This window comes from Mycobacterium sp. NGS40 (assembly GCF_059812735.1).
The window spans coordinates 93,023-113,523 of the sequence record NZ_JCALDG010000009.1 but is presented as its reverse complement, the minus strand read 5'-3'; the positions used below and the strand labels follow the sequence as shown (position 1 = coordinate 113,523).

The window sequence follows — 20,501 nt, the reverse complement described above, 5'->3', positions numbered from 1 at the left end:
TTTAAGGTGAGCGGCATGGCTGGATCTTCGCTGGCGAAACGTTCCTTGGACCTGGGCCGCGAACTGGGCATGGTGCTCCCGCGCACGGTGGCCGGCCTGAACGAATCCACCGGCTGGGATCCCTTTACCCCGCGGGGGGCACGCCAGTTCGGCGAGGTCATGCTGGACGAACTTGTCCTGAGTGGCTTTTCGCTACTGGGCGGAAAGCTGACCACCGACATCCGGCCGCTGAGCGCGTGCGAACCGGCGGCCGAAGAGTTGTCGACGCTGGGTATCGACGGCGCGCATGCCGCACCAAAACCCTTGCAGGTGAAGTCGATACGGCGGCACCGTATCGGTGGGCTGGCGTTCGAACGGATGACCTTCGAGCACGATCCACAGCTGCCCGCGACGCTGGCGGCCGAGGGCCTGGGTGGTCCGGCGCGGGCGGTGGTGCACCTGTGCCGCCACCGCGACCGGCCCCGGCCGTGGCTGGTCTGGGTACACGGAGCCGGTCAGGGTGGCACCGAGGATTTGGTGCTGTCGCGCATCGGTCGCATCCACCACACGCTGGGGTTCAACGTCGCGATGCCGGTGCAGCCCGGCCACGGGTGCCGGCGCCGCGAATGGCCGGCCTATCCGGACATGGATCCACTCGGCAATGTCGCGGGCATGATGCGGTCGGTGTCGGAGGTGCGCGCCGTGGTGCGGTGGGTGCAATCGCAAGCCAGTGCCGTTGTGGTGTCCGGTATTTCGATGGGAACCCCGGTCGCCGCACTGGTGTCGCACCTAGAGCGCGAGATCGACGCGGTGGCGTTGTACACCCCGATTCTGGGGCTCAACGCGATGATCGCCCGGCACCTGTCCCGCTGGGGATCGGCGCGCGACGGGTTCCGGGATCTGCTGGGATCTCCGGTGGTCGCGCAGCTGACATCGGTGATCGACCCGCTGGCGGTCGATCCGGCGCCGCCGCCGCAGCGTCGGCTCATCGTCGGGGCCTGGCACGACCGCATGGCGATGCGCGAGCCCACCGACGCGTTGCAGGAACGCTGGGGCGGCCAGTTGTATTGGTATGACGGCGGCCACGTGGGCCACATATTCTCCCGTCGCGTGCAAAAGGTGTCGGAGCGTTTCCTGCGCGAGGTGGTCTCGCAAAACGGGCCAGAAGCGGTGTCGCAGCGATGACGGCCGCCCGGACCGCACGCGAGGTCGTCGAACTCTACAACCTGGTGGTCTGGAACGAACGCAACATCGAACTGGCCGAAGAGTTGTTGGGCGACACCGTCATCCGGCACGAGGTCGGTGCGGCGCGAACGCTCACCCACGCCGAGGCCGTGGCCCGTGTGTCGGACATGTGGGAGCAGGTCGAGTCACTGCACTTCGACCTCAACATCGTCATCGCCAATGACGACGGCGAACACGTCGCCATCGTCTACGACTCGACCATCATCACCGAAGACGGCGGTGAAACCCACATCGCCAGTATCGAAGTGTTCCGGGTCGTTGCCGGCCGGATCACCGAAGTCTGGAATTGTGGCTACCACCAAGGAGTTTGGAATTGACTGAACGTGCACTCGACGAATTGGGCTACTACCTGCTGGCCGGGGCCGGAGGTGAGGGCCCGGCCACGTTGATGGACGAGGCCCGCCGCGGTGAGCAGCTGGGCTTCGGCACCGGGTTCATCTCCGAGCGCTGGAACGTCAAGGAAGCGTCGTCTCTGGTCGGTGCGGCCTGCGCGGTGACCAACCGGATGCAGATCGCTACCGCCGCAACCAATCACAACACGCGGCACCCGCTGATCACCGGATCCTGGGCGACCACGATGCACCGGCTCTCCCGCGGACGGTTCACGCTGGGCATCGGCCGCGGCATCGCCGCGATCTACGGCGCCTTCGGCATCCCCGCCGTCACGACCGCGCAGATGGAGGATTGGGCCCAGGTCATGCGCCGCCTCTTCCACGGCGAGCTGATCTTCAATCACGAAGGCCCGATGGGCAAGTACCCGATCCTGTTTCTCGACCCGGACTTCGACGAGGACATCCGGCTGGCGCTGGTTGCGTTCGGGCCCAACACCTTAGCGCTCGGCGGCCGCGCCTTCGACGACGTCATCCTGCACACCTACTTCACGCCGGAGACGTTGCAGCGCTGCGTCAAAACCGTCAAGACCGCGGCGGAGAAGTCGGGCCGCGACCCCGACAGCGTGCGAGTATGGTCGTGCTTCGCCACGGTGGGCGACCACCTTCCCGAGGAGCTGCGCCTGAAGAAGACCGTCGCACGGCTGGCCACCTACCTGCAGGGCTACGGCGACCTGATGGTGCGGTCCAATGACTGGGATCCGGCTGTACTGGAACGCTTCCGGGCGGACGCGGTGGTGACCTCGATCGCCGGCGGGATCGACCACAAGGCCACCGCCGAGCAGATCGAGCACATCGCGACGCTGATTCCCGATGAGTGGCTGGAACCCTCGGCCACCGGGTCGGCTCAGCAATGTGCGGATCGGATCCGCAAGGAATTCGAATACGGGGCCGACGCGCTGATCATGCACGGCGCGACGCCCGACGAACTCGAACCCGTGGTCACGGCCTACCGAGCGGGAGACTAGGGCAGGATCAGGGTCCGGCTCACGGGCTCGGCGGCGGCCTGCCGGGCCGACAGGCCCCGCAGCAGGGAAGCCAGCAGGGCGTCGCGGGTCTCGCGGGGATCGATGAGTTCGTCGAATCCCATGCTTTCCGCCGAGCGGAAGGACGCCTGCAACTCCGCGTCACGCAACTTCGCGGTGACGTCCTCGCCGGCGTGCGTCGCGCGGCCCAGCGCTGCCGCGCTCATGGCGCCCATCGTCGCGCCGGGGTAGGCGAAGGTCGCCGATTGGCTGTCGAAACCCAACAGCGACATGACCATCGAGCCGAACCCGTACGCCTTGCGCAGCGTCACATGCAGCTTCACCGTGGTGGCCGCGGTTTGGGCGGCGAACATCCGGGCGCCGGCGCGCAGCACTCCGCTGCGTTCGGATCGGCTGCCGGGCAGCATGCCGGGATTGTCGGCAAAGAAGATGAGCGGCAGGTGGAATGAGTCGGCCACCATGATGAAATGCGCTGCTTTGTCGGCGGCGTCGGCGTCGATGGAGCCGGCCAGCACGTTGGGCTGGTTCGCGACGACCGCGACCGGATGGCCGCCGAGATGGGCCAGCGCGCAGATGATCGCCTTGCCGTACTGCGGCTGGACTTCGAACCAGTCCGGCCGGTCGAAGACCGCATCGAGCACGGCGCGCATGTCGTAGACGCGGCGGTTGTCGCGCGACACGATCTCGAGCAGTTCCGGTGTCGGCCGTGGTTCGCTGTCTTCGTCGCGGGGCAGCGGGGTGGGGTACGACCATGCGCTGGGCGGGAAGTACGACAGGTAACGCCGAATATCGGCAATGACGGCTTCGTCGTCGTCGGCGACGTTGTGGATCACCCCGCTGGGCAGGGCGGTGACGGGTCCGCCGAGGTCTTCCTTCGAAATATCTTCTCCGGTTGACTCTTTCACGACCGGGGGCCCGGCAGTGAAGATCGCGCCCTGCTGGCTCATGATCCGGAAGTCGCACACCGGTGCCACCAGCGCGCCGTGGCCGGCCGAGGGCCCGAGCACCGCGGCGACCGTCGGCACCTTGCCCGAGCACTGCGCCTGGGCGAGCAGGTCGGTGGGGGCACGTCCGTAATGCCCACCGCCGGGACGGAAGCCGGCGCCTTCCAGCAGCATCACCAGCGGAGTCTTGTCGCGCAGCGCCAACTCGGCGATGCGATAGCGCTTCGAGTTGCCGCCGGGCCCGATGCTGCCGGCCATCGTGGTGAAGTCCTCGGCGCCCAGCATCACCGGTGAGCCGTTGATCTCACCCGAGCCCACGATCAGCGCGTCGGAGGCGACCTCGCCACCGACGAGCGTGCCGATTTCGCGGAACGTACCCGGATCGAGGAGGTGCTCGATGCGCGCACGGGCGTCGAGCTTGCCCTTGCCGCGGTGCTTGTCGAGCCGCTCCGGCCCGCCCATGCCCCGGGCGTGCTGGCGCCGACGGGCAAGGTCGGAGAGCGTGTCCTCCCAATCCGGGGGTTTTGTCATGCGTCAGTCCTACCTCTTACGGACGCGATCGCGCGCGCCTGGTCCGATGGTGACGACCCGCTGCGCTCGGCTACGCCGCGCTTGCGATCGTCCCTAGGTCTTGCAGGGTCACATACTGGATTGCTTACTGTAAAGTTACCCGCATGCCTGACGGCCCCCGCTTGAAGATCGACGGCGGCATCCCCAATCGACTCGATCGCGTGGTGGAAGCGGTTGGCAACCTGGAACAGCAGGGGTACGACGGGGGCTGGACCGCCGAAACCAGTCACGACCCGTTCCTGCCGCTGCTGTTGGCCGCCGAGCACACGTCGCGGCTCGAACTGGGCACCAACATCGCGGTGGCTTTCGCGCGCAACCCGATGACCGTCGCCAACGTCGCCTGGGACTTGCAGGCGTACTCGCAGGGCCGCTTCATCCTCGGTCTGGGCACCCAGATTCAGCCCCACATCGAGAAGCGATTCAGCATGCCGTGGAGTCATCCGGCCCGCCGGATGCGCGAATTCGTCTCCGCGTTGCACGCCATCTGGTCGGCCTGGAACGGCGAAGCCAAGCTGAGTTTCGAGGGCGACTTCTATACCCACAAGATCATGACGCCGATGTTCACCCCGGAGCAGCACCCGTACCCGGCGCCGAAGGTGTTCATCGCGGCGGTCGGTGAAGTGATGACCGAGTTGTGCGGCGAGGTCGCCGACGGCCATCTCGGCCACCCGATGGTTTCGAAGCGCTACCTCGACGAGGTGACGGTGCCGGCGCTGCTGCGTGGGGCGCAGCGCGCGGGCCGTGGTCGTTCGGATATCCAGGTCTGCGCCGAGGTGATGGTCGCGACCGGCGAAAACGACGCCGAATTGCGAGCGGCGATGACGGCCGCCCGCAAGCAGATCGCCTTCTACGGCTCCACGCCCGCGTATCGCAAGGTGCTGGAGGTGCACGGCTGGGGCGAGTTGCACGCCGAGCTGAATCGCCTGTCCAAGCAAGGCGAATGGGACGCGATGGGGTCGCTGATCGACGACGACATGCTTGCGGCCTTCGCGGTCGTCGGCACCGTCAAGGAGGTCGGCGCTGCCCTGCGTACCCGGTGTGAGGGAGTCGATCGCGTGCTGCCGATCTTCTATAACGCTTCCCAGTCCTGTATTACCGCCGCAATGAAGGAGTTTCGCCAGTGAGCACCACGACGATGGACGACGCCGGAAAGTCGTTGGCAAATCCGTTGGCGTACACCGACGAAAAGCGGTTGCACGCGGAGCTGGCCCACCTGCGCGCCACCGCGCCGGTGTCCTGGGTTGAGGTGCCGGACTACAAGCCGTTCTGGGCGATCACCAAACACGCCGACATCATGGACATCGAGCGCGAGAACATGAAGTTCACCAACTGGCCGCGCCCGGTCCTGACCACCACCGTGGGCGACGAGCTGCAGGCCAACGCCGGCGTGCGCACGCTGATTCACATGGACGATCCGCAGCACCGGGTGGTCCGCGCGATCGGCTCGGACTGGTTTAGGCCAAAGGCCATGCGCGCCATGAAGATGCGCGTCGACGAACTCGCCAAGATCTACGTCGACAAGATGCTGGCCGTCGGGCCCGAATGCGACTTCGTCCAGCAGGTCGCGGTGAACTACCCGCTCTACGTGATCATGTCCTTGCTCGGCATTCCGGAGGCCGACTTCGCTCGCATGCTCAAGCTCACCCAGGAGCTGTTCGGAAGCGAGGACAGCGAATTCAAGCGCGGCACCTCGAACGAGGATCAGATCCCCGCGCTGCTCGACATGTTCGGTTACTTCAACGATGTGACGGCGTCGCGCCGCGCGAACCCGACCGAGGACCTCGCGTCGGCGATCGCCAACGCCCGCGTCGACGGCGAACCGCTGTCCGACATCGACACCGTGTCCTACTACCTGATCGTGGCCACCGCGGGTCACGACACCACCAGCGCGACGATCTCCGGTGGCATGCAGGCACTGATCGAAAACCCGGACCAGCTCGATCGTTTGCGCGGCAATCCCGAGCTGATGCCGTTGGCCATCGAGGAGATGATCCGCTGGGTCACCCCGGTCAAGGAGTTCATGCGGACCGCCAACGAGGACACCACCGTGCGCGGGGTGCCGATCGCCGCGGGGGATTCGCTACTGCTGTCCTATGTGTCGGGCAACCGTGACGAGGACATCTTCGACGACCCGTTCCGCTTCGATATAGCGCGGGACCCCAACAAGCATCTGGCCTTCGGCTACGGCGTGCACTTCTGCATGGGCGCGGCGCTGGCCCGCATGGAAGTCAACAGCTTCTTCTCCGAGCTACTGCCGAGGCTGAAATCCATTGAGCTGAACGGTGATCCGGAGCTGGTCGCCACCACGTTCGTGGGCGGCCTCAAGCACCTGCCGGTGCGTTATACGCTGGCCTGAGTGAGGACTTAGCCCGCCACTCCTGCCAGATCGGCCGCCGCGACGTCCACACCCGAGAGGCCTTGGGCCCATTGCAGCAGCGCCGGCGCGTCGAGCTGGGGCTGAATTCCCGCGGTCCCCGCCAGGCCTGGGGAGGCTGCTAGCGGTGCCGCGGCGGCTCCCAGCCCGCCGGATGCGGCGGGGGCGGCAGCTGGTGTGGCTGTCACGATACCGACTGTCGCGCTCAAGTTAGTTATGGAGGCGCCGGCGGAGCCGACGGTGGCAGTGGCGCTGATGCCAAAGGATTGGATGCCAGTTCCCGTTCCTGCGCCGGCAGGGGCACCGATGAGGGTCGCGGTGCCGCTGACGGGAGTGACAACGACCGATGCTGTGCCGTAGGGGGTCAGGGTGATCGGGCTCGAGCCGGCAGTGATGGTGGTACCGGCAGGCAGCAATGTGGTGCCTTCGTAGGCGGAGTTGTACATAAGGGTAACGGTGCTGCCGGCATTGACGATAATGGAGTCGGCGCTCCAGAGGTAGGTGCCGACTGTCCCGCTGGTCAAAGAGCCGCTGTTCACTGCCACAACTCCGTTACTGATGTCGATAGTGCTGCCGGCCGGAGCGGTGACGGTGTCGCCGACGTTCACTGGCTGTGTGACGCCGATGGCCTGTTGGGCGTTGGCGCTAACTTGCTGCACTGCCGATTGCGCACGGCTGCCGGTGTTTTGGGCGGTGCTGCGGGCGACTGCGTTGGCCTGGTCCGCCTGCCCGTTCTGGTTGGTGGTTTGCTGCGGCTCGTCGAAGGACTCCAGCGTGCTGGCGACTTCGGAGTCGGCGGCGTAGGCGTACATAGCGGTGGCGTCCTGGACCCACATCTGCATGTACTGGGCTTCGGTGGCCGCGATCGCCGGGGTGTTCTGCCCGAAGAAGTTGGTCGCGACCAAGACCATCAGCTGCATCCGGTTGGCGGCGATCACCGGCGGGGGCACCGTCATCGCGTAGGCGACGTCGTAGGCAGCCGCGGCGGTGTAGGCCTGCGCTGCGGTCTGCGCCGCCTGGGCGGCGCTGGCTTGCAGCCACACCACCTGGTGCGTGCCCGCGGCCGCCATCCGCATCGAGGACGGCCCCAACCAGCGACCGGTCAATCCCGAGATCTCCGACGAGCACCCGGCAGCGGCGGATTCCAATTGCGCCGCAACCGCGTCCCAGCTCGCCGCGGCGGCCAGCATCGGCCCGGACCCCGGGCCGGCATACATGAGACCCGAATTGATCTCGGGCGGCAGCAATCCAAAATCCATGTCTTAAACCTTTTCTCGAGTCGACCCGGTAATCCTGGCCAAGAGTACAAACAAACCCTCCGAACTAAACCCGACCGCGCTGAACTCTTGATGACGCCGCTCTGAACTTCAATTCGTTGGGAAGTCAAGCGGGACAGTACTTTTCAAGATCATTTCGCGCGCTGCGTCAGGGGCGTTGCTATCGGAACGCGCATGACCTCGTCGTTATATTGACCGAACGGTAAATTCCTCGTACCGGCTCGTGAACAGTTGCGGTACAGGTGTCCCAGAACGGCCTCGAGCGAATGTCTGCGTCTACTGTCAGTGCAGCATTGGGATCGCGGAGGAGGAACACCATGTCGTTCGTGACGACGCAGCCGGAGGCGTTGGCCGCGGCAGCCGGAGCATTGCAGGGCATCGGGTCAGCGCTTAGCGCCCAAAACGCGGCCGCGGCAGCCCCGACCACCGGGGTGATCCCGGCGGCGGCCGACGAGGTCTCGGCGCTCGCCGCGGCCCGGTTCGCCGCACACGGGGAGTTCTACCAGGCGGTCAGCGCCCAGGCGGCCGAGATTCACGAGCAGTTCGTGAACACGCTGTCGACCAGCTCCGGCTCGTACGCGGCCACCGAGGCCGCCAACGCCGCCGCCACTGCCTGACCCGTAGCACCCGCGCTCTCAGCGGCCAACCCCGAGAAACTGTGGGCAGTAAGCACTCTCGGCGGCACTGATGAAAAAGCCGGCCTGAAAGACCGAGAGTCCCAGGTCGCCCATCACCGGGCCGAACGCCGGTGTCCTGGTCCATCGGGGCAAGCTGGTGGCCAGGTGGGCATTCGAGATGTCGTCGCAGGCGGTGTGCCCTTCGGTGACAAGCTGATTCGGATCGCCGGTAATCCCTTGGTCGGCTAGCACTTTCACGAAATTATCGTCATTGCTGTCGGCCCGTGCCACACCAGTGGGTATGAGCAGGACCGCCAGAACGCAGAATATGAGCGCAGTCAACTTCATGTTGGTGTCCACATCCACTATTTCCGAATGAGTTGAGGTCCGCGCGGTCTCGTACTTTTCACCGTACTCGCGCCGACTTCCACGGGCACCCAAAGCGCGGGTCTCCCAGTGACAACGCCGGTTGCCCGCTCCCGCGTCGTTGAGCAGATCGGTTACTTCCGGCTCGCTACACTCCGAGCGGAGGACTACGCAATGACGTATAGGACGATCCTCATCACCGGTGGCAGCGACGGCATCGGTGCTGCCGCGGCTCGGCGGTTGCGCCATAGCGGTGATGACATCGTGGTGGTGGGGCGCTCGGAAAGCAAGACGGCGGCGGTGGCGGCCGAGTTGGACGCCGACTATTTCGTGGCCGACTTCGGTGACCTGGCTCAGGTGCGAGCCCTGGCCGACAAGATTCGGGCCAACTATCCGCGCATCGACGTGCTACTCAACAATGCCGGCGGCATGGGCACCAAGATCCAGCTGACCGCCGACGGCTACGAACACACCTATCAGGTCAACTATCTGTCGCCGTTTCTGCTGACCACGCAGCTTATGCCGGTGCTGCTGGCCTCACGCGCCACGATCGTCAACACCACCAGCTCGTCGCACAAGCTGGTCCGCCGCGCCACCATCGACGACCTGGAGAACACCGCCCGGCGCCGGGCCAGCACCGCTTACGCGTTCTCGAAACTGGCCATCGTCTTGTTCACGAAGGAGTTGCACCGGCGCCATCAGGGCGGTGGATTGTCCGTTGCGACAGTTCATCCCGGCTACGTCAATTCCAACTTCGGCCGCGCCTCGGGGTCGCGGTTCCTGGTGTTCATGCAGCAGTACACGCCGCAGGCGCGGTTCACCGCGAGCGTCGACGAGGGGGCCGACCAGTTGGTGTGGCTCGCGTCGAGTGCTCCCGGCGTCGCGTGGGCGCCCGGTGAGTACTACGCGAAGCGTGCGGTCGCCAAAGCCAGCCGCTTGGCCAACGACCCCGCGCTTGCGCGCGAGCTGTGGGATCGCACGCTGGCCAGGCTCGGCTGAGGCTCCACCTTTCGATACCGACTAGTATCCAATCGATACTAGCGAGTATGCTGCTGGACATGTCGCCGGTGAAACCACATCGAACCCGCCCCACTCGTGGCGAGGTGCGCGACCGGATCCTGGACGCGGCCGCCAGGGTGTTCGCCGGTGAAGGGTTCGCCGGTGCCACCATCGATGCGGTCGGTCAGGCCGCGGGCTTTACGAAGGGTGCGGTCTACTCGAACTTCGAGTCCAAGGACGAACTGTTCCTGGCCCTACTCGATCGCGAATTCGAATTGCGGGGTGAGCAAATCGCGACAGTCCTAGACAGCAGTGGCGGTGACAACGTTTTGGCGGCAAGCGAATTGAGTCGTTCGGTGCTCGACTCGGTTCGCGACCATTCCGACTATTACGTCCTGTTGGTCGAGTACTGGCTGCGGGCACAGCGCGATCCGCAGCTTCGTGAGCGACTGATCGAACGCCGTCGTGCCGCCGCCGACCAAGCGCTACAGATCGTCAAATCGGCCGACACGGTGCCGTCGGATCGGCGGTTGGCCGACCTCGCCCAGCTCGTCATCACCCTCAATTTGGGTGTCGCGATGGAAGAGGTCTTGCGCCCCGGAAGCATAAACCCGGACCTGCTCACACAATTGATGGCCGCGCTGCTGGAATCCGGCGATTAGGGGAGGGGTCCACATGGATGCGACGGAAGACGTGAGTCCGCCGGTAATTGCCGCCACCGGATTAGGGGTGAACGGCGAGCACGGGCCCCTGTTCTCGGGTGTCGATCTTGCCCTCGCGCAGGGTTTTCACGCCATTCAGATGCCCGGCGGACCGGGGCAGACCACGTTGCTGTTGACCCTCGCCGGGCGCTTCAAGGCCACCCACGGCTCGCTGACCGTGCTCGGCGCGACGACACCGCACGCGATCCGTCGGCACTGCTCGATCGCGGCCTTCGACGACATCGATGACCTGGAGGAGTCGGTGACCGTGGAGACCGTGCTCGCCGAGCAACGGCGGTGGTTGGCGCCTTGGTACTCACTGGTGCCGCTGCGAGGCGGTCAGGCCGAGCTGGCAGAGGTGTTCGGCGAAACGGACCCGCCGCCCGGCGATGCCTACATCGTCGAATTGTCCGACCTGGAACTGTTTTTGCTGCGCATCACGTTGGCCCTGTTGTCGAAGCGACCGATCCTGGTGGTCGGCGACCTCGAGCAGGTTCGAGACAATGCCCGGCGCGCGATCGCGGTGGAGCGCCTCGGCGCGATCGCCGAGCAGCGCACGGTCGTCGTCGGTGTCACCAATCCGCTCGGCACGGACGCGCCCGACCACGAACTTCACGATCACCGCATCCTGACCGAAGGGGATTGACGATGCTGGCTGGACTCGCATTCGGCTCGGAGATAAAGCGTTTCGGTCGCAACCGGTTGACGCGTGTGGCCGTCGTGGTGCTGATGCTGCTGCCGCTGGTGTATGGCGCACTGTACCTCTGGGCCTTCTGGGATCCCTTCGGCCACACCAACAAAATGCCGGTGGCACTGGTCAATTCGGATCGTGGCGCCATGGTGTCGGGCGAGCAGTTCAACGCCGGCGCGGAGATCGCCAAGAGCCTGACCGCGGACGGCGGCCTGGACTGGCACGTCGTGGACTTGGCGGAAGCACGCAACGGGGTCGACCACGGCAAGTATTACTTCATGGTCGAATTGCCGCCCGACTTCAGCGCGGCGATCGCGTCGCCGGTGACCGGGCAGCCCAAGAAGGCCAACCTGATCGCCGTTTACAACGACGCCAACAACTACATCTCGACCAGCATCGGTCGCACCGCGATCAGCCAGGTGCTCAACGCCGTGTCCGACCGGATCTCGGGGCAGGCGGTCAATCACATGCTTTCGGTGGTGGTTTCGTCCGGAGCGGGGATCAAGCAGGCCGCCGACGGGGCGGCTCGGCTCGATGACGGCGCCGGACAACTGGTAGCGGGTCTCGACAGCGCCCGGGCCGGTTCGGCGAAGCTCGCCGCCGGAGCCCAGCAACTGTCCGACGGAATCAACCAGGCCACCGACCCGCTGATCGCGATCACCAAAGCGGTATCCCAGATCGGCGGTAATACGCAGCAACTGCAACAGGGTGCGAGCGCGCTACAACAGGCCAACGATCAGATCGGCGCCATTGCCACGGCACAGGATGGCGCCGCGAACTCGCTTCAGTTGGTCATCGATCAGCTCTCCGCGCGACAGGATCCGCTGGCGAATAACCTGCGCGGCATCCAGGATCAGCTGCGCGGTCATCAGTTCACGCCGCAGATCCGCCAGCAGCTCACCGACGCGCAGAACGCCGCGATCGCGATGACCACTTCGCTGCGCGCTCCCGGCAGCCCGCTGGGCTCAGCCCTCGATCAAGTCGGCAACAGGGGCCAGGAGCTGACGAACAAGCTCACCCAACTGCGCGACGGCGCCCAGCAGCTCGCCGCAGGTAACGTTGAATTGGCCGGCGGCATAGTGAAACTCGACGACGGAGCACACCAACTCAAGGCGGGATCGGCCGAATTGGCGACCAAACTCGCCGACGGTGCCAAGCAATTGCCCAACTGGACGACCCAGCAAAAGGATGCGGTCGCGGACACCATCGGCGGCCCGGTGCAACTCGAAGCCTCGCACGAGAACGCCGCGCCCAACTTCGGCACCGGCATGGCGCCGTTCTTCCTGACGCTGGCCCTGTTCTTCGGCGCGTTGGTGCTGTGGATGGTGCTGCGGCCCCTGCAGAGTCGCGCGATCGCCGCGGAGGTGCTCGCGCTGCGCGTGGTGCTGGCCAGCTATCTGCCGGCAGCCGCGATCGCGTTATTCCAGGCGGTCATTCTCTACTGCGTGGTCCGATTTGGTCTCGGTATGCACGCGGTGCACCCGGTGGCGATGCTGGGATTCATGATCCTGATCTCCGGCGCGTTCGTGGCCGCGACGCAGGCGATCAACGCGCTCGTCGGCCCGGCGGTGGGCCGCGTATTGATCATGGCCCTGCTCATGCTCCAGCTCGTCAGCGCCGGCGGCATGTACCCCGTGGAGACCACGTCACGGCCCTTCCAGATCTTGCATCGCTTCGACCCGATGACCTACGGCGTCAACGGGCTCCGACAGCTCATCCTCGGCGGCATCGACACCCGGCTGTGGCAGGCGATCGTGGTGCTGGTCGTGATAACGGCTGTCGCGCTGGCGATCTCATCGGTGTCGGCGCGACGAGACCGAACCTGGAATGTCGACAGGCTGATCCCGGCGATCAAGATGTAGAGGAGAGCCCATGTTAGGTGTGCACCACTCGGCGATCTGCACCTCCGATGTCGAACGGTCCCTTCGGTTCTGGCGCGACGGCCTGGGCCTGACCCAGGTGATGGACTACGAGTTCACCGGCGATTGGCCAGAACTGTTCGGCGCCAAGTCCGACCGGCTGCGGTCGATCTTTCTCGGCGATCCGCAGCAGCCGGGCAGCGGCAGCGTCGAACTAGTGCAGCTCGAAGGCGCCGACGCGGAACTGCCGGACTCCACCGCACTACGGCACGGTTTCATGTTGCTCTCGCTGCAGCGCGAGGTCGACGAGACGCTGGCCGCGCTGGCGGCGCTGGGTTTCACCGACGGCGTCCGTCGTATCGACGTGGTGGCCCCGGACGGCAAGACCGTCGCGATGGCGGTCATCACCGCACCCGACGGCGTGCTCGTCGAGCTGATCGGACGGGCGAAATGAGCACCGCGCTGGTGACCGGGGGCGCGTCCGGCATCGGGCATGACGTCGTAACGCGGTTGCGCGACGCGGGTCACGACGTCGTGGTGTGGGACCTATCGGGCGGCGACATCGATTGCGACATCAGCGATCCCGAGGCGGTATCGGTCGCGATGGAGGCAACCGTGCGGGAATATGGTGTGCCCACCCGGGTGGTCACCTGCGCCGCGGTCGGCGCGGCGGGCGTGCTGCTCAAGCAGTCACCCGCGCAGTGGGAGCGGGTGCTGGCGGTGAACCTGACCGGCACCTGGCTGACGATCCGCGCGGCGGCGCGGGCGATGATCGACGCCGGTCTGGGGGGCTCGATCGTCGCGGTGTCCAGCATCAGCGGTTCGATCGCCGATCGCGACATGGGCGCCTATTGCGTGTCGAAGGCCGGGGTCGACATGCTGGTCAAAGTCGCCGCGGTGGAGTGGGGGACGCACGGCATCCGGGTGAACGCCGTCGGGCCCGGAGTCACCCGAACGCCGATGCTGCCCAACCCCGAAGCGCTGCCCGGCTGGGTGGAAGGCCTGACCGAGCGGACGCCGCTCGGCGGCCTGGGGCAACCCGACGACGTGGCCGAGGCGATCGTGGGCGTGCTCGAATTGCCTTGGGTGACAGGACAGATCGTGCACGCTGACGGGGGTCTGGCGCTGCACAGCCCGATCGACTCCTACGGCCAGGTGCAGCGGTTGAAGAATCGCGGAAAGTGACGTCACTCGATCCCGAAGTCGATGATGCCCCGGACGATCTTGCCGCTGAGCAGGTCGTCGTAAGCCTCGTTGATGTCGTCGAGCCGGTAGCGCCGAGTGATCATCTCGTCGAGCTGTAGCTGGCCGGTCTGGTAGAGGCGGGCCAACCGGAAGACATCGGCCTTGGGGTTGCACGAACCGAACACGGTGCCGGCCAGCGTCTTGTTCGACAGGATGAAGTCCTGCAGCTCGATCTTGACCGAGCTGGTCAACTGCGAGGTCATGCCGGTCAGCACACAGGTCCCGCCCTTGCGGGTGAGCCGCACCGCGTCGCGGACATCGTCGGGGGTGATCAGCGACGGTGCGACCACGACGGCGTCGGCCATCACGCCGTAGGTCAGCTCGCGCACCAAATCCATTGCCTCGGCGGCGGTTGCGGCGGTGTGGGTGGCACCGAACTGGAGCGCCGACTTCTGCTTGAACTCCACCGGATCGACCGCGACGATCTGCGCGGCGCCACCGATGCGGGCCCCCTGAATCGCACCGGTACCGATGCCGCCGACGCCGACCACGACGACGCTGTCACCCGGTCGCATATTGGAGCGGTTGGCCACCGAGCCGAACCCGGTCGGTATCGCACACGAAAGCAGCGCGCTGGGCGCCAGCGGCAGGTGCGGCTCGATCTTCACCAGTGAATTCGTCGACACCACAGTGTGTTTGGAGAACGCGCCCACCTTCGCTAGATGTCCCAGTGGCTTGCCATCGGCGGTGTGGTGGCGGTAGGTGCCGTCGGTCGGCATGCCCGGTGTCAGCACGCTGGCACCCATGTCGCAGATGTACTCCATGCCGCTGGCGCACCAGCGACACTGCCCGCACACCGCGACGAACGACATCACGACATGATCACCCGGGACGAATTCCGTTACCCCGTCCCCGACTTCACGCACGACGCCCGAACCCTCATGGCCGCCGATCATCGGGAACATGGTGGGCAGCCCCAGCGAACGCAGCATTTCGTTGGGCGCCGACATGTCGCCCTTGAGGATGTGGTCGTCGGAGTGGCACATCCCGGCGGCGGCCATCTCGACCAGCACCTCGCCGGCGCGCGGTGCGTCCAACTCGAATTCCTCGACAGACCACGGCCCGCCGACGTCGTGCAGGATCGCCGCGCGGCTTTTCATGCGGCCGGGGTGAACGTGACGGGAAGTTTGTTCGGCGACCGGAAAATCAGGCCGACGATCCTGGACTCCTCGCCGGTGCCGTCGTCGGGAACGAACGCGAGGTTCTCGACCCGGTCGAGCAGGCTGTTCAGCATCACCCGGGTTTCCAGCCGGGCCAGATGCATACCGAGGCACATGTGGATGCCGCCGGCGAACGCGATGTGGGAGCTGCGCGGGCGGTGGATGTCGAAGCGATTGGCGTCGGGCCAACGGCTTTCGTCGCGGTTGGCCGAGCCCATGCACATGTCGACCTGGGCGCCGGCCGGGATTGTCTTGCCGCCGATTTCGACTTCCTCGGTGGTGGTGCGCATGACCATCGTCAGTGGTGTCTCGACGCGCAGGCCCTCTTCGATGGCGGCCGGGATCAGGGCCCGGTCCTGGCGGACCATCTCCAGTTGGTCGGGGTGGTTCAGCAGCAGATACAGCAGGTTGCCCGACGAGCGGTAGGTGGTTTCCAGCCCGGCGGGCAGCAGCAAGCGCAGGAACGCGATGATCGCGTCGTCGGTGAGCTTCTCGCCGTCGATCTCGGCGGCGACCAGGTCGCCGATGATGTCGTTGGTGCGTTTGCGGCGCCGCTGCTCGACCTGCTCGAGGAAGTAACCCTGCAACTCAGTGGCGGCATTGAGCCCCGCCACGATGTCGGTCGGAATCGAGATGAGGTCGAGCGACAGCCGCCGGAACATGTCGAGATCCTCGGGCGGAAGTCCGAGCAGCACCGAGATGATCCGGGTCGGGAACTCGAACGTCAGCGCCTGCACCAGGTCGGCGTGGCAGTCGTTCTTGATCTCGTCGATGAGCTGATCGCATACCGGGCCGATGACCGAGGGCTCCCAGCGTTCCAGCGCGGTGGCCCGAAACGCCTTGGCCACCAAGCTGCGGTGGTCGTGGTGTTCCTTGCCGCCCATCGCCAAGATGGTGTGGCCCATCACCAAACCGATCGTCTTGTCGTAGGCGGCCGACGTGAAGACCCGGTCGTCGCGGAATGCCTGAAATACGCCGTCATATCCGAACAGCACCCACTCGTCGCTCGGCCGCAGTTCTTCCGGCATCTGCGAGTGGTCACCGAGCGCGCCGTGCCAGACCGGATCGGTGCGCCTCATGTATTCGAAAAACGGATACGGGCTGGTTTCACCGGTGAAATCGAGTGTGACGGGCTGGCCGACGGGGTCGGTGCTTAGCGGCATAAGCGCTCCTCCTGGGCAACCGGAAAGGCGGGGATCTATCCGAGCGGATTTTCGCTATCATAATATAAATAGCAACGAAGCCCAACGGCTTGTGGTGGTTACCGTAACGAGCACAGTATTGATCTGCATAGGTCCTGGATAGGTCCTGGATAGGTCCCGGAGGCGGTGATTCTCGAGTGGCCCAGCGGCGTTTCGTGTGCTCCCTCGATGAGCTGCCGCCCGGCGGGATGAAACTCGTCGACGTCGGCAAGTTCGGGGTCGGCGTCTACAACGTGCACGGCGCGCTGTACGCGATCGTGAACTACTGCTCGCACGAAGGCGCCCCGCTGTGTCTGGGTTTGCTCGGGGGTACCACCGAAGCGGCGCCGGAGGAACCCGGCGGGATACGCCGGGTGCGTGACGGCCAGATCGTCCGATGCCCTTGGCACAATTGGGAATTCGACGTGACGACGGGTCAGAACCTCGCCGATCCGAAGCGTCGGATCCGGACGTACCACGTCGACGTCACCGACGGGGAGGTGTACCTGACCGCATGAGCACGCCCGTCATCGACACCAATGTGCAGCCGCACTTCCGCTACAACGCCGAGATTCGGCGCTACCTGTCCGACGCGCATCAGCTGCGGGCGATCCCCGACGTCGAGCAGCAGTGGTATCAGGCCCCGGGTGGCGACTATCGCCAGGATCTCTACGGCGAGCAGTACCCGGGCTCCGATCCCGAGACCGTCGGCCGCCATCTCTTCGAAGACACCGGAGTGGATTACGCCATCCTGAACCCGCTGACCCGCGGCAATATCGCCGATTACCTGCTCAACAGCCGAATCTGCGCCGCGGTCAACGACTGGCTGCTGGACCGATGGCTCGAGCCCGACACCACCCACCGATACGCGGACCGGTTTCGAGGCACCATCCGGGTCAACCCCGAGGACCCGCGCGGCGCGGTCGCCGAGATCGAACGCCTCGCCGATCACCCCAAACTGGTGCAGGTCGGCATTCCGATGCAGTCGCGCGAGCCCTACGGCAAGCCGATGTTCGAGCCGATCTGGGAGGCGGCGGCCGCCCACGGCCTACCCGTCGCGGTGCACATCAACGGCGGCAACGGCGTCGACCATGCGCCGACATTCGCCGGCCACGCCCACACCTACCCGGGGTACGCGGCGTTCATGCCGCTGAACTATTTCGTGCATCTGGCCACGCTGATCATCGAGGGCGTGTTCGGCCGGCTGCCCAATCTCAAATTCGTGTTCGCCGACGGCGGCTACGACATCCTCACCCCGCTGATGTGGCGGCTGGACACCTTCTGGCTGTCGATGCGCGACCAGACGCCCTGGGTCGACCGCTATCCCAGCGAATACCTGCCTGGCCATGTGCGGTTCTGCTCGTCGGCCTTCGACGGGCCGCTCGAGACGGCCCAGACGCCGCGCTGGATGGAGTTTTCCGGCAAGACCGACCTGCTGATGTACGGGTCGAGCTACCCGCACTGGTCGACCTCGTCGCCGGACGTGGCGGCCCAGGGGCTCGACGCCGAGCAGCGCGACAAGGTGTTGTGGCGAAACGCGCACGAGCTATACGGACTCAAGGAGCGTGTCTGATGACCACCATCGAACGAGTCGAGGACTCGACGGACCAGAACGACGAAATCGCGGTCAGCATCGTCGACACCGACGTGCATCCGCTGCCCGTCTCGACCGACGTGCTCAAGTCCTACGCGCCCGCCGAATGGGTGGACAAGATCTGGCCCACCGGAAATGCGGTCGGCCCGATGTCGTATTTCTACGACACCCCGGATTCCTTCAAGACGTCGTCGCTGCGGATGGACTCGTGGCCCCCTGGCGGCGGGGTCGCGGGCAGCGACCCGGACTACGCCGCCAAGCAACTGCTCATCGACGCCGGCGTGAGCATCGCGTCGCTGGAGCCGATGTGCGATGCGCAGCTGCCGCAGGCCGAACACGTGCTCAAGTCCACCTACAACGACTGGCTCGCCGACGTGTGGCTGGACAAGCACAACGCGCACGGCCGCTGGCGCGGCTCGATCAGTGTCAGCGCGCAGACGCCGGGGCAGGCGGCACGCGAGGTCGAGCGCTGGGCCGGGCATCCGTACATGGCCCAGGTGCTGATGACACCGCAGACCCGCGGAATCCCGTTCGGCAACCCGCATTTCGATCCGCTGTACGAGGCGGCATCGCGCAACGGGCTACCGATCTCCACGCATCTCATGGGTCAGACACCGTTCGAATTGATCCCGCTGTATCCCGTCGGCAATCCCGCGCACTGGCACGACTTCTTCGCGTCCTGGCCGTTGCTGTACGTATCGCACCTGATGAGCCTGGTTTTCGACGGCGCCTTCGATCGGCACCCCGACCTGCGGGTGGTGTTCATCGAGGGCGGCTTCACCTGGGCGATGCCGGTGATGTCACGGATGGACCGGATCTGGGAGGCCCGCCGCGCCGACTTGCCGCAGGTACGGCGGCGTCCGTCTGACTACGTGCGCGAGCATGTCCGCTTCACCACTCAGCCCCTGGAAGACGTCGACACCGTAGAGTTCCGCGAGTACCTGGACATGATGGACCTGGGAGACAATCTCATGTTCTCGACGGACTATCCGCACTGGAGCTATGACTCGCCGACGTACGCGATCAACAGGTTCCCTGCCGACCAGCGGGAACGGATCATGCGCGGGAACGCGACGGCTCTTTACGGGTTGCCGGCCACGGTCCAGGCACTCCCCGGCGAGGCGGCCACTCCGGGCAGCTGAGCCGCCCTCCGGGCCAGTCTCCGGTTACCCGCAGCTGCGGCGGTGTGACGGCTCGCGGCTGACCAGGTCTACCTTGACTATGGTTTCCGACAGGGCCTCCCGCCAGGCCCGCACCATAAGCCCGAAAGTTGAGAGGGTATGACGCAAACGGATCTGACCCGCCCGCAAGGCATTAACCGCCTCGACCCGGTGCTGCGCGACGCCGCCGGCGAGGTGGGCATCGTCGAATTCCGTACCGAGACACTGTCCGCCGAGCGAGAGCAGGCCAACCGGGCCGCCGCCGAGCGTGCCGCGGCAGTCGACACCGAGGGCGTGACCATCGACACCCGCCCGATCTCCGGCCCGGGCGCCCAGCAGCTGAACCTCCGCTTCTACCGGGGACCCATCGAGGGTGACTCGGGGGCGCCGTTGCTGGTCTACGCCCACGGCGGGGGCTTCGTGTCCGGCAACCTGGACACGGACCACGCGGCATGCGTGGAGCTGGCTCGCGAGGGCGGTTGTCTGGTGGTTTCGGTCGACTACCGGCTGGCTCCGGAGAATCCGGCCCCGGCGGCGATCGACGACGTCGAGGCGGGTTTGTACTACGCCATCCGAAACTGTGCCGAGCTGAACGTCGACACCGGCCGGCTGGCCGTGATGGGCCGGGATGCGGGTGCCGCCCTGGTCGCGAGCCTGGCGCAGCGGATGTTCGACGCCGAGGGGCCACAGATCCGGATGCAGATCCTGCACCAGCCGATGCTGGACAGCGATGCCACGCCGTCGCGGCGCGAGTTTCAGCGCACGCCGGGGCTCAACGGTCCGGCGGTGAGCCGGGCGTGGGGTCACTACCTGGGGCCGGCCAGCGCCAGCGGTCAACATGTTCCGGCGCACCGGGCGAACCTGGAGGGCCTGCCGCCCACGTTGATCAGCTGCTCGGAGATCGACCCGTGTCGCGACGAAGCCATCGACTACGCCAACCGGCTGCTGCATGCCTTCGTCCACACCGAATTGCATGTCATCGCCGCGACATTCAACGGCTTCGATTCGCTGGTGCCGGACTGGGTCGTCTCACAAGAGAACCGGGCATTGCACGCGCAGTCAGTGCGCCGCGTGTTCGCGATGTAACACCTCGATCGGGTAAGTGCGACCGAACTCCGGTACCGCTTACGGTATTGTCATTTGCTAATATCGAGAACGTGATTC

At 65.8% G+C, this 20,501-nt stretch carries 21 protein-coding genes; 16 read left to right on the top strand and 5 right to left on the bottom strand.

What is annotated here, in order from left to right; all coding sequences use genetic code 11:
* Nucleotides 1-15: 15 nt before the first annotated feature.
* From AC5Y5O_RS15730 to AC5Y5O_RS15720, 3 genes are read left to right on the top strand one after another with little or no spacing between them, the layout of a single operon-like run.
* The gene (locus AC5Y5O_RS15730) at nucleotides 16-1,164 is read left to right on the top strand and encodes an alpha/beta hydrolase family protein (RefSeq protein ID WP_096289479.1); all 1,149 of its coding nucleotides are present in this window, start codon (nucleotides 16-18) and stop codon (nucleotides 1,162-1,164) included.
* Nucleotides 1,161-1,541, top strand: coding sequence for a nuclear transport factor 2 family protein (locus AC5Y5O_RS15725; RefSeq protein WP_096289478.1), 381 nt, complete (start codon nucleotides 1,161-1,163; stop codon nucleotides 1,539-1,541). The genes AC5Y5O_RS15730 and AC5Y5O_RS15725 overlap by 4 nt, the downstream gene beginning before the upstream one ends.
* Nucleotides 1,538-2,581: a TIGR03857 family LLM class F420-dependent oxidoreductase gene (locus AC5Y5O_RS15720; RefSeq protein WP_500025689.1), complete on the top strand. Its 1,044-nt coding sequence runs from the start codon at nucleotides 1,538-1,540 to the stop codon at nucleotides 2,579-2,581. The genes AC5Y5O_RS15725 and AC5Y5O_RS15720 overlap by 4 nt, the downstream gene beginning before the upstream one ends.
* On the opposite strand, the gene AC5Y5O_RS15715 is transcribed toward AC5Y5O_RS15720, so the two are convergent.
* Nucleotides 2,578-4,074 (bottom strand): acyl-CoA carboxylase subunit beta, encoded by a 1,497-nt coding sequence (locus AC5Y5O_RS15715; protein ID WP_096289476.1) that lies wholly within the window; start codon nucleotides 4,072-4,074, stop codon nucleotides 2,578-2,580. The two genes, AC5Y5O_RS15720 and AC5Y5O_RS15715, sit on opposite strands and share 4 nt — an antisense overlap.
* A 143-nt stretch (nucleotides 4,075-4,217) precedes the next feature.
* Here AC5Y5O_RS15715 and AC5Y5O_RS15710 point away from each other — a divergent pair, with 143 nt between their 5' ends.
* On the top strand, nucleotides 4,218-5,237 hold the full coding sequence (locus AC5Y5O_RS15710) for an LLM class F420-dependent oxidoreductase (RefSeq protein ID WP_096289475.1): 1,020 nt from the start codon (nucleotides 4,218-4,220) through the stop codon (nucleotides 5,235-5,237).
* Between the two features lie 11 nt (nucleotides 5,238-5,248).
* Nucleotides 5,249-6,469: a cytochrome P450 gene (locus AC5Y5O_RS15705; RefSeq protein WP_096291283.1), complete on the top strand. Its 1,221-nt coding sequence runs from the start codon at nucleotides 5,249-5,251 to the stop codon at nucleotides 6,467-6,469.
* 8 nt (nucleotides 6,470-6,477) lie between these two features.
* On the opposite strand, the gene AC5Y5O_RS15700 is transcribed toward AC5Y5O_RS15705, so the two are convergent.
* Nucleotides 6,478-7,746, bottom strand: coding sequence for a PPE family protein (locus AC5Y5O_RS15700; protein ID WP_096289474.1), 1,269 nt, complete (start codon nucleotides 7,744-7,746; stop codon nucleotides 6,478-6,480).
* A gap of 335 nt (nucleotides 7,747-8,081) precedes the next feature.
* Between AC5Y5O_RS15700 and AC5Y5O_RS15695 the strand changes: the two genes are divergently transcribed.
* Nucleotides 8,082-8,381, top strand: a complete 300-nt coding sequence (locus AC5Y5O_RS15695) for a PE family protein (protein WP_096289473.1) — start codon at nucleotides 8,082-8,084, stop codon at nucleotides 8,379-8,381.
* An 18-nt stretch (nucleotides 8,382-8,399) separates the two neighbouring features.
* Here the strand turns inward: AC5Y5O_RS15695 and AC5Y5O_RS15690 are convergent, their stop codons facing one another.
* Nucleotides 8,400-8,741: a DUF732 domain-containing protein gene (locus AC5Y5O_RS15690; protein WP_500025688.1), complete on the bottom strand. Its 342-nt coding sequence runs from the start codon at nucleotides 8,739-8,741 to the stop codon at nucleotides 8,400-8,402.
* A 180-nt stretch (nucleotides 8,742-8,921) separates the two neighbouring features.
* Between AC5Y5O_RS15690 and AC5Y5O_RS15685 the strand changes: the two genes are divergently transcribed.
* The 6 genes from AC5Y5O_RS15685 to AC5Y5O_RS15660 are packed head-to-tail and all read left to right on the top strand — an operon-like array spanning nucleotide 8,922 to nucleotide 14,182.
* Nucleotides 8,922-9,746 carry an SDR family NAD(P)-dependent oxidoreductase gene (locus tag AC5Y5O_RS15685; RefSeq protein WP_096289472.1) on the top strand — a complete coding sequence of 275 codons (825 nt, stop codon included), beginning with the start codon at nucleotides 8,922-8,924 and terminating at the stop codon, nucleotides 9,744-9,746.
* A gap of 47 nt (nucleotides 9,747-9,793) precedes the next feature.
* On the top strand, nucleotides 9,794-10,408 hold the full coding sequence (locus AC5Y5O_RS15680) for a TetR/AcrR family transcriptional regulator (RefSeq protein ID WP_096289471.1): 615 nt from the start codon (nucleotides 9,794-9,796) through the stop codon (nucleotides 10,406-10,408).
* A gap of 13 nt (nucleotides 10,409-10,421) precedes the next feature.
* Nucleotides 10,422-11,093: an ATP-binding cassette domain-containing protein gene (locus AC5Y5O_RS15675; protein WP_096289470.1), complete on the top strand. Its 672-nt coding sequence runs from the start codon at nucleotides 10,422-10,424 to the stop codon at nucleotides 11,091-11,093.
* A 2-nt stretch (nucleotides 11,094-11,095) separates the two neighbouring features.
* Complete coding sequence (locus AC5Y5O_RS15670) at nucleotides 11,096-13,000, top strand: YhgE/Pip family protein (protein ID WP_096289469.1); 1,905 nt, start codon at nucleotides 11,096-11,098, stop codon at nucleotides 12,998-13,000.
* A 10-nt stretch (nucleotides 13,001-13,010) separates the two neighbouring features.
* Nucleotides 13,011-13,451 carry a VOC family protein gene (locus AC5Y5O_RS15665; RefSeq protein ID WP_096289468.1) on the top strand — a complete coding sequence of 147 codons (441 nt, stop codon included), beginning with the start codon at nucleotides 13,011-13,013 and terminating at the stop codon, nucleotides 13,449-13,451.
* Nucleotides 13,448-14,182, top strand: a complete 735-nt coding sequence (locus AC5Y5O_RS15660; protein WP_096289467.1) for an SDR family NAD(P)-dependent oxidoreductase — start codon at nucleotides 13,448-13,450, stop codon at nucleotides 14,180-14,182. The genes AC5Y5O_RS15665 and AC5Y5O_RS15660 overlap by 4 nt, the downstream gene beginning before the upstream one ends.
* A 2-nt stretch (nucleotides 14,183-14,184) precedes the next feature.
* On the opposite strand, the gene AC5Y5O_RS15655 is transcribed toward AC5Y5O_RS15660, so the two are convergent.
* Together AC5Y5O_RS15655 and AC5Y5O_RS15650 are read right to left on the bottom strand one after the other, a co-directional pair.
* Nucleotides 14,185-15,342 carry a Zn-dependent alcohol dehydrogenase gene (locus AC5Y5O_RS15655; RefSeq protein ID WP_096289466.1) on the bottom strand — a complete coding sequence of 386 codons (1,158 nt, stop codon included), beginning with the start codon at nucleotides 15,340-15,342 and terminating at the stop codon, nucleotides 14,185-14,187.
* The gene (locus tag AC5Y5O_RS15650) at nucleotides 15,339-16,565 is read right to left on the bottom strand and encodes a cytochrome P450 (protein WP_096289465.1); all 1,227 of its coding nucleotides are present in this window, start codon (nucleotides 16,563-16,565) and stop codon (nucleotides 15,339-15,341) included. The genes AC5Y5O_RS15655 and AC5Y5O_RS15650 overlap by 4 nt, the downstream gene beginning before the upstream one ends.
* 176 nt (nucleotides 16,566-16,741) lie before the next feature.
* On the opposite strand from AC5Y5O_RS15650, the gene AC5Y5O_RS15645 reads away from it, so the two are divergent.
* From AC5Y5O_RS15645 to AC5Y5O_RS15630, 4 genes are all read left to right on the top strand, one after another.
* Nucleotides 16,742-17,101 carry a Rieske (2Fe-2S) protein gene (locus tag AC5Y5O_RS15645; RefSeq protein WP_096289464.1) on the top strand — a complete coding sequence of 120 codons (360 nt, stop codon included), beginning with the start codon at nucleotides 16,742-16,744 and terminating at the stop codon, nucleotides 17,099-17,101.
* The gene (locus AC5Y5O_RS15640) at nucleotides 17,098-18,156 is read left to right on the top strand and encodes an amidohydrolase family protein (protein WP_096289463.1); all 1,059 of its coding nucleotides are present in this window, start codon (nucleotides 17,098-17,100) and stop codon (nucleotides 18,154-18,156) included. Before AC5Y5O_RS15645 ends, AC5Y5O_RS15640 begins: the two co-directional genes overlap by 4 nt.
* Nucleotides 18,156-19,319 (top strand): amidohydrolase family protein, encoded by a 1,164-nt coding sequence (locus tag AC5Y5O_RS15635; protein WP_500025687.1) that lies wholly within the window; start codon nucleotides 18,156-18,158, stop codon nucleotides 19,317-19,319. The genes AC5Y5O_RS15640 and AC5Y5O_RS15635 overlap by 1 nt, the downstream gene beginning before the upstream one ends.
* A gap of 138 nt (nucleotides 19,320-19,457) precedes the next feature.
* On the top strand, nucleotides 19,458-20,423 hold the full coding sequence (locus AC5Y5O_RS15630; RefSeq protein ID WP_096289461.1) for an alpha/beta hydrolase: 966 nt from the start codon (nucleotides 19,458-19,460) through the stop codon (nucleotides 20,421-20,423).
* Nucleotides 20,424-20,501 lie beyond the last annotated feature (78 nt).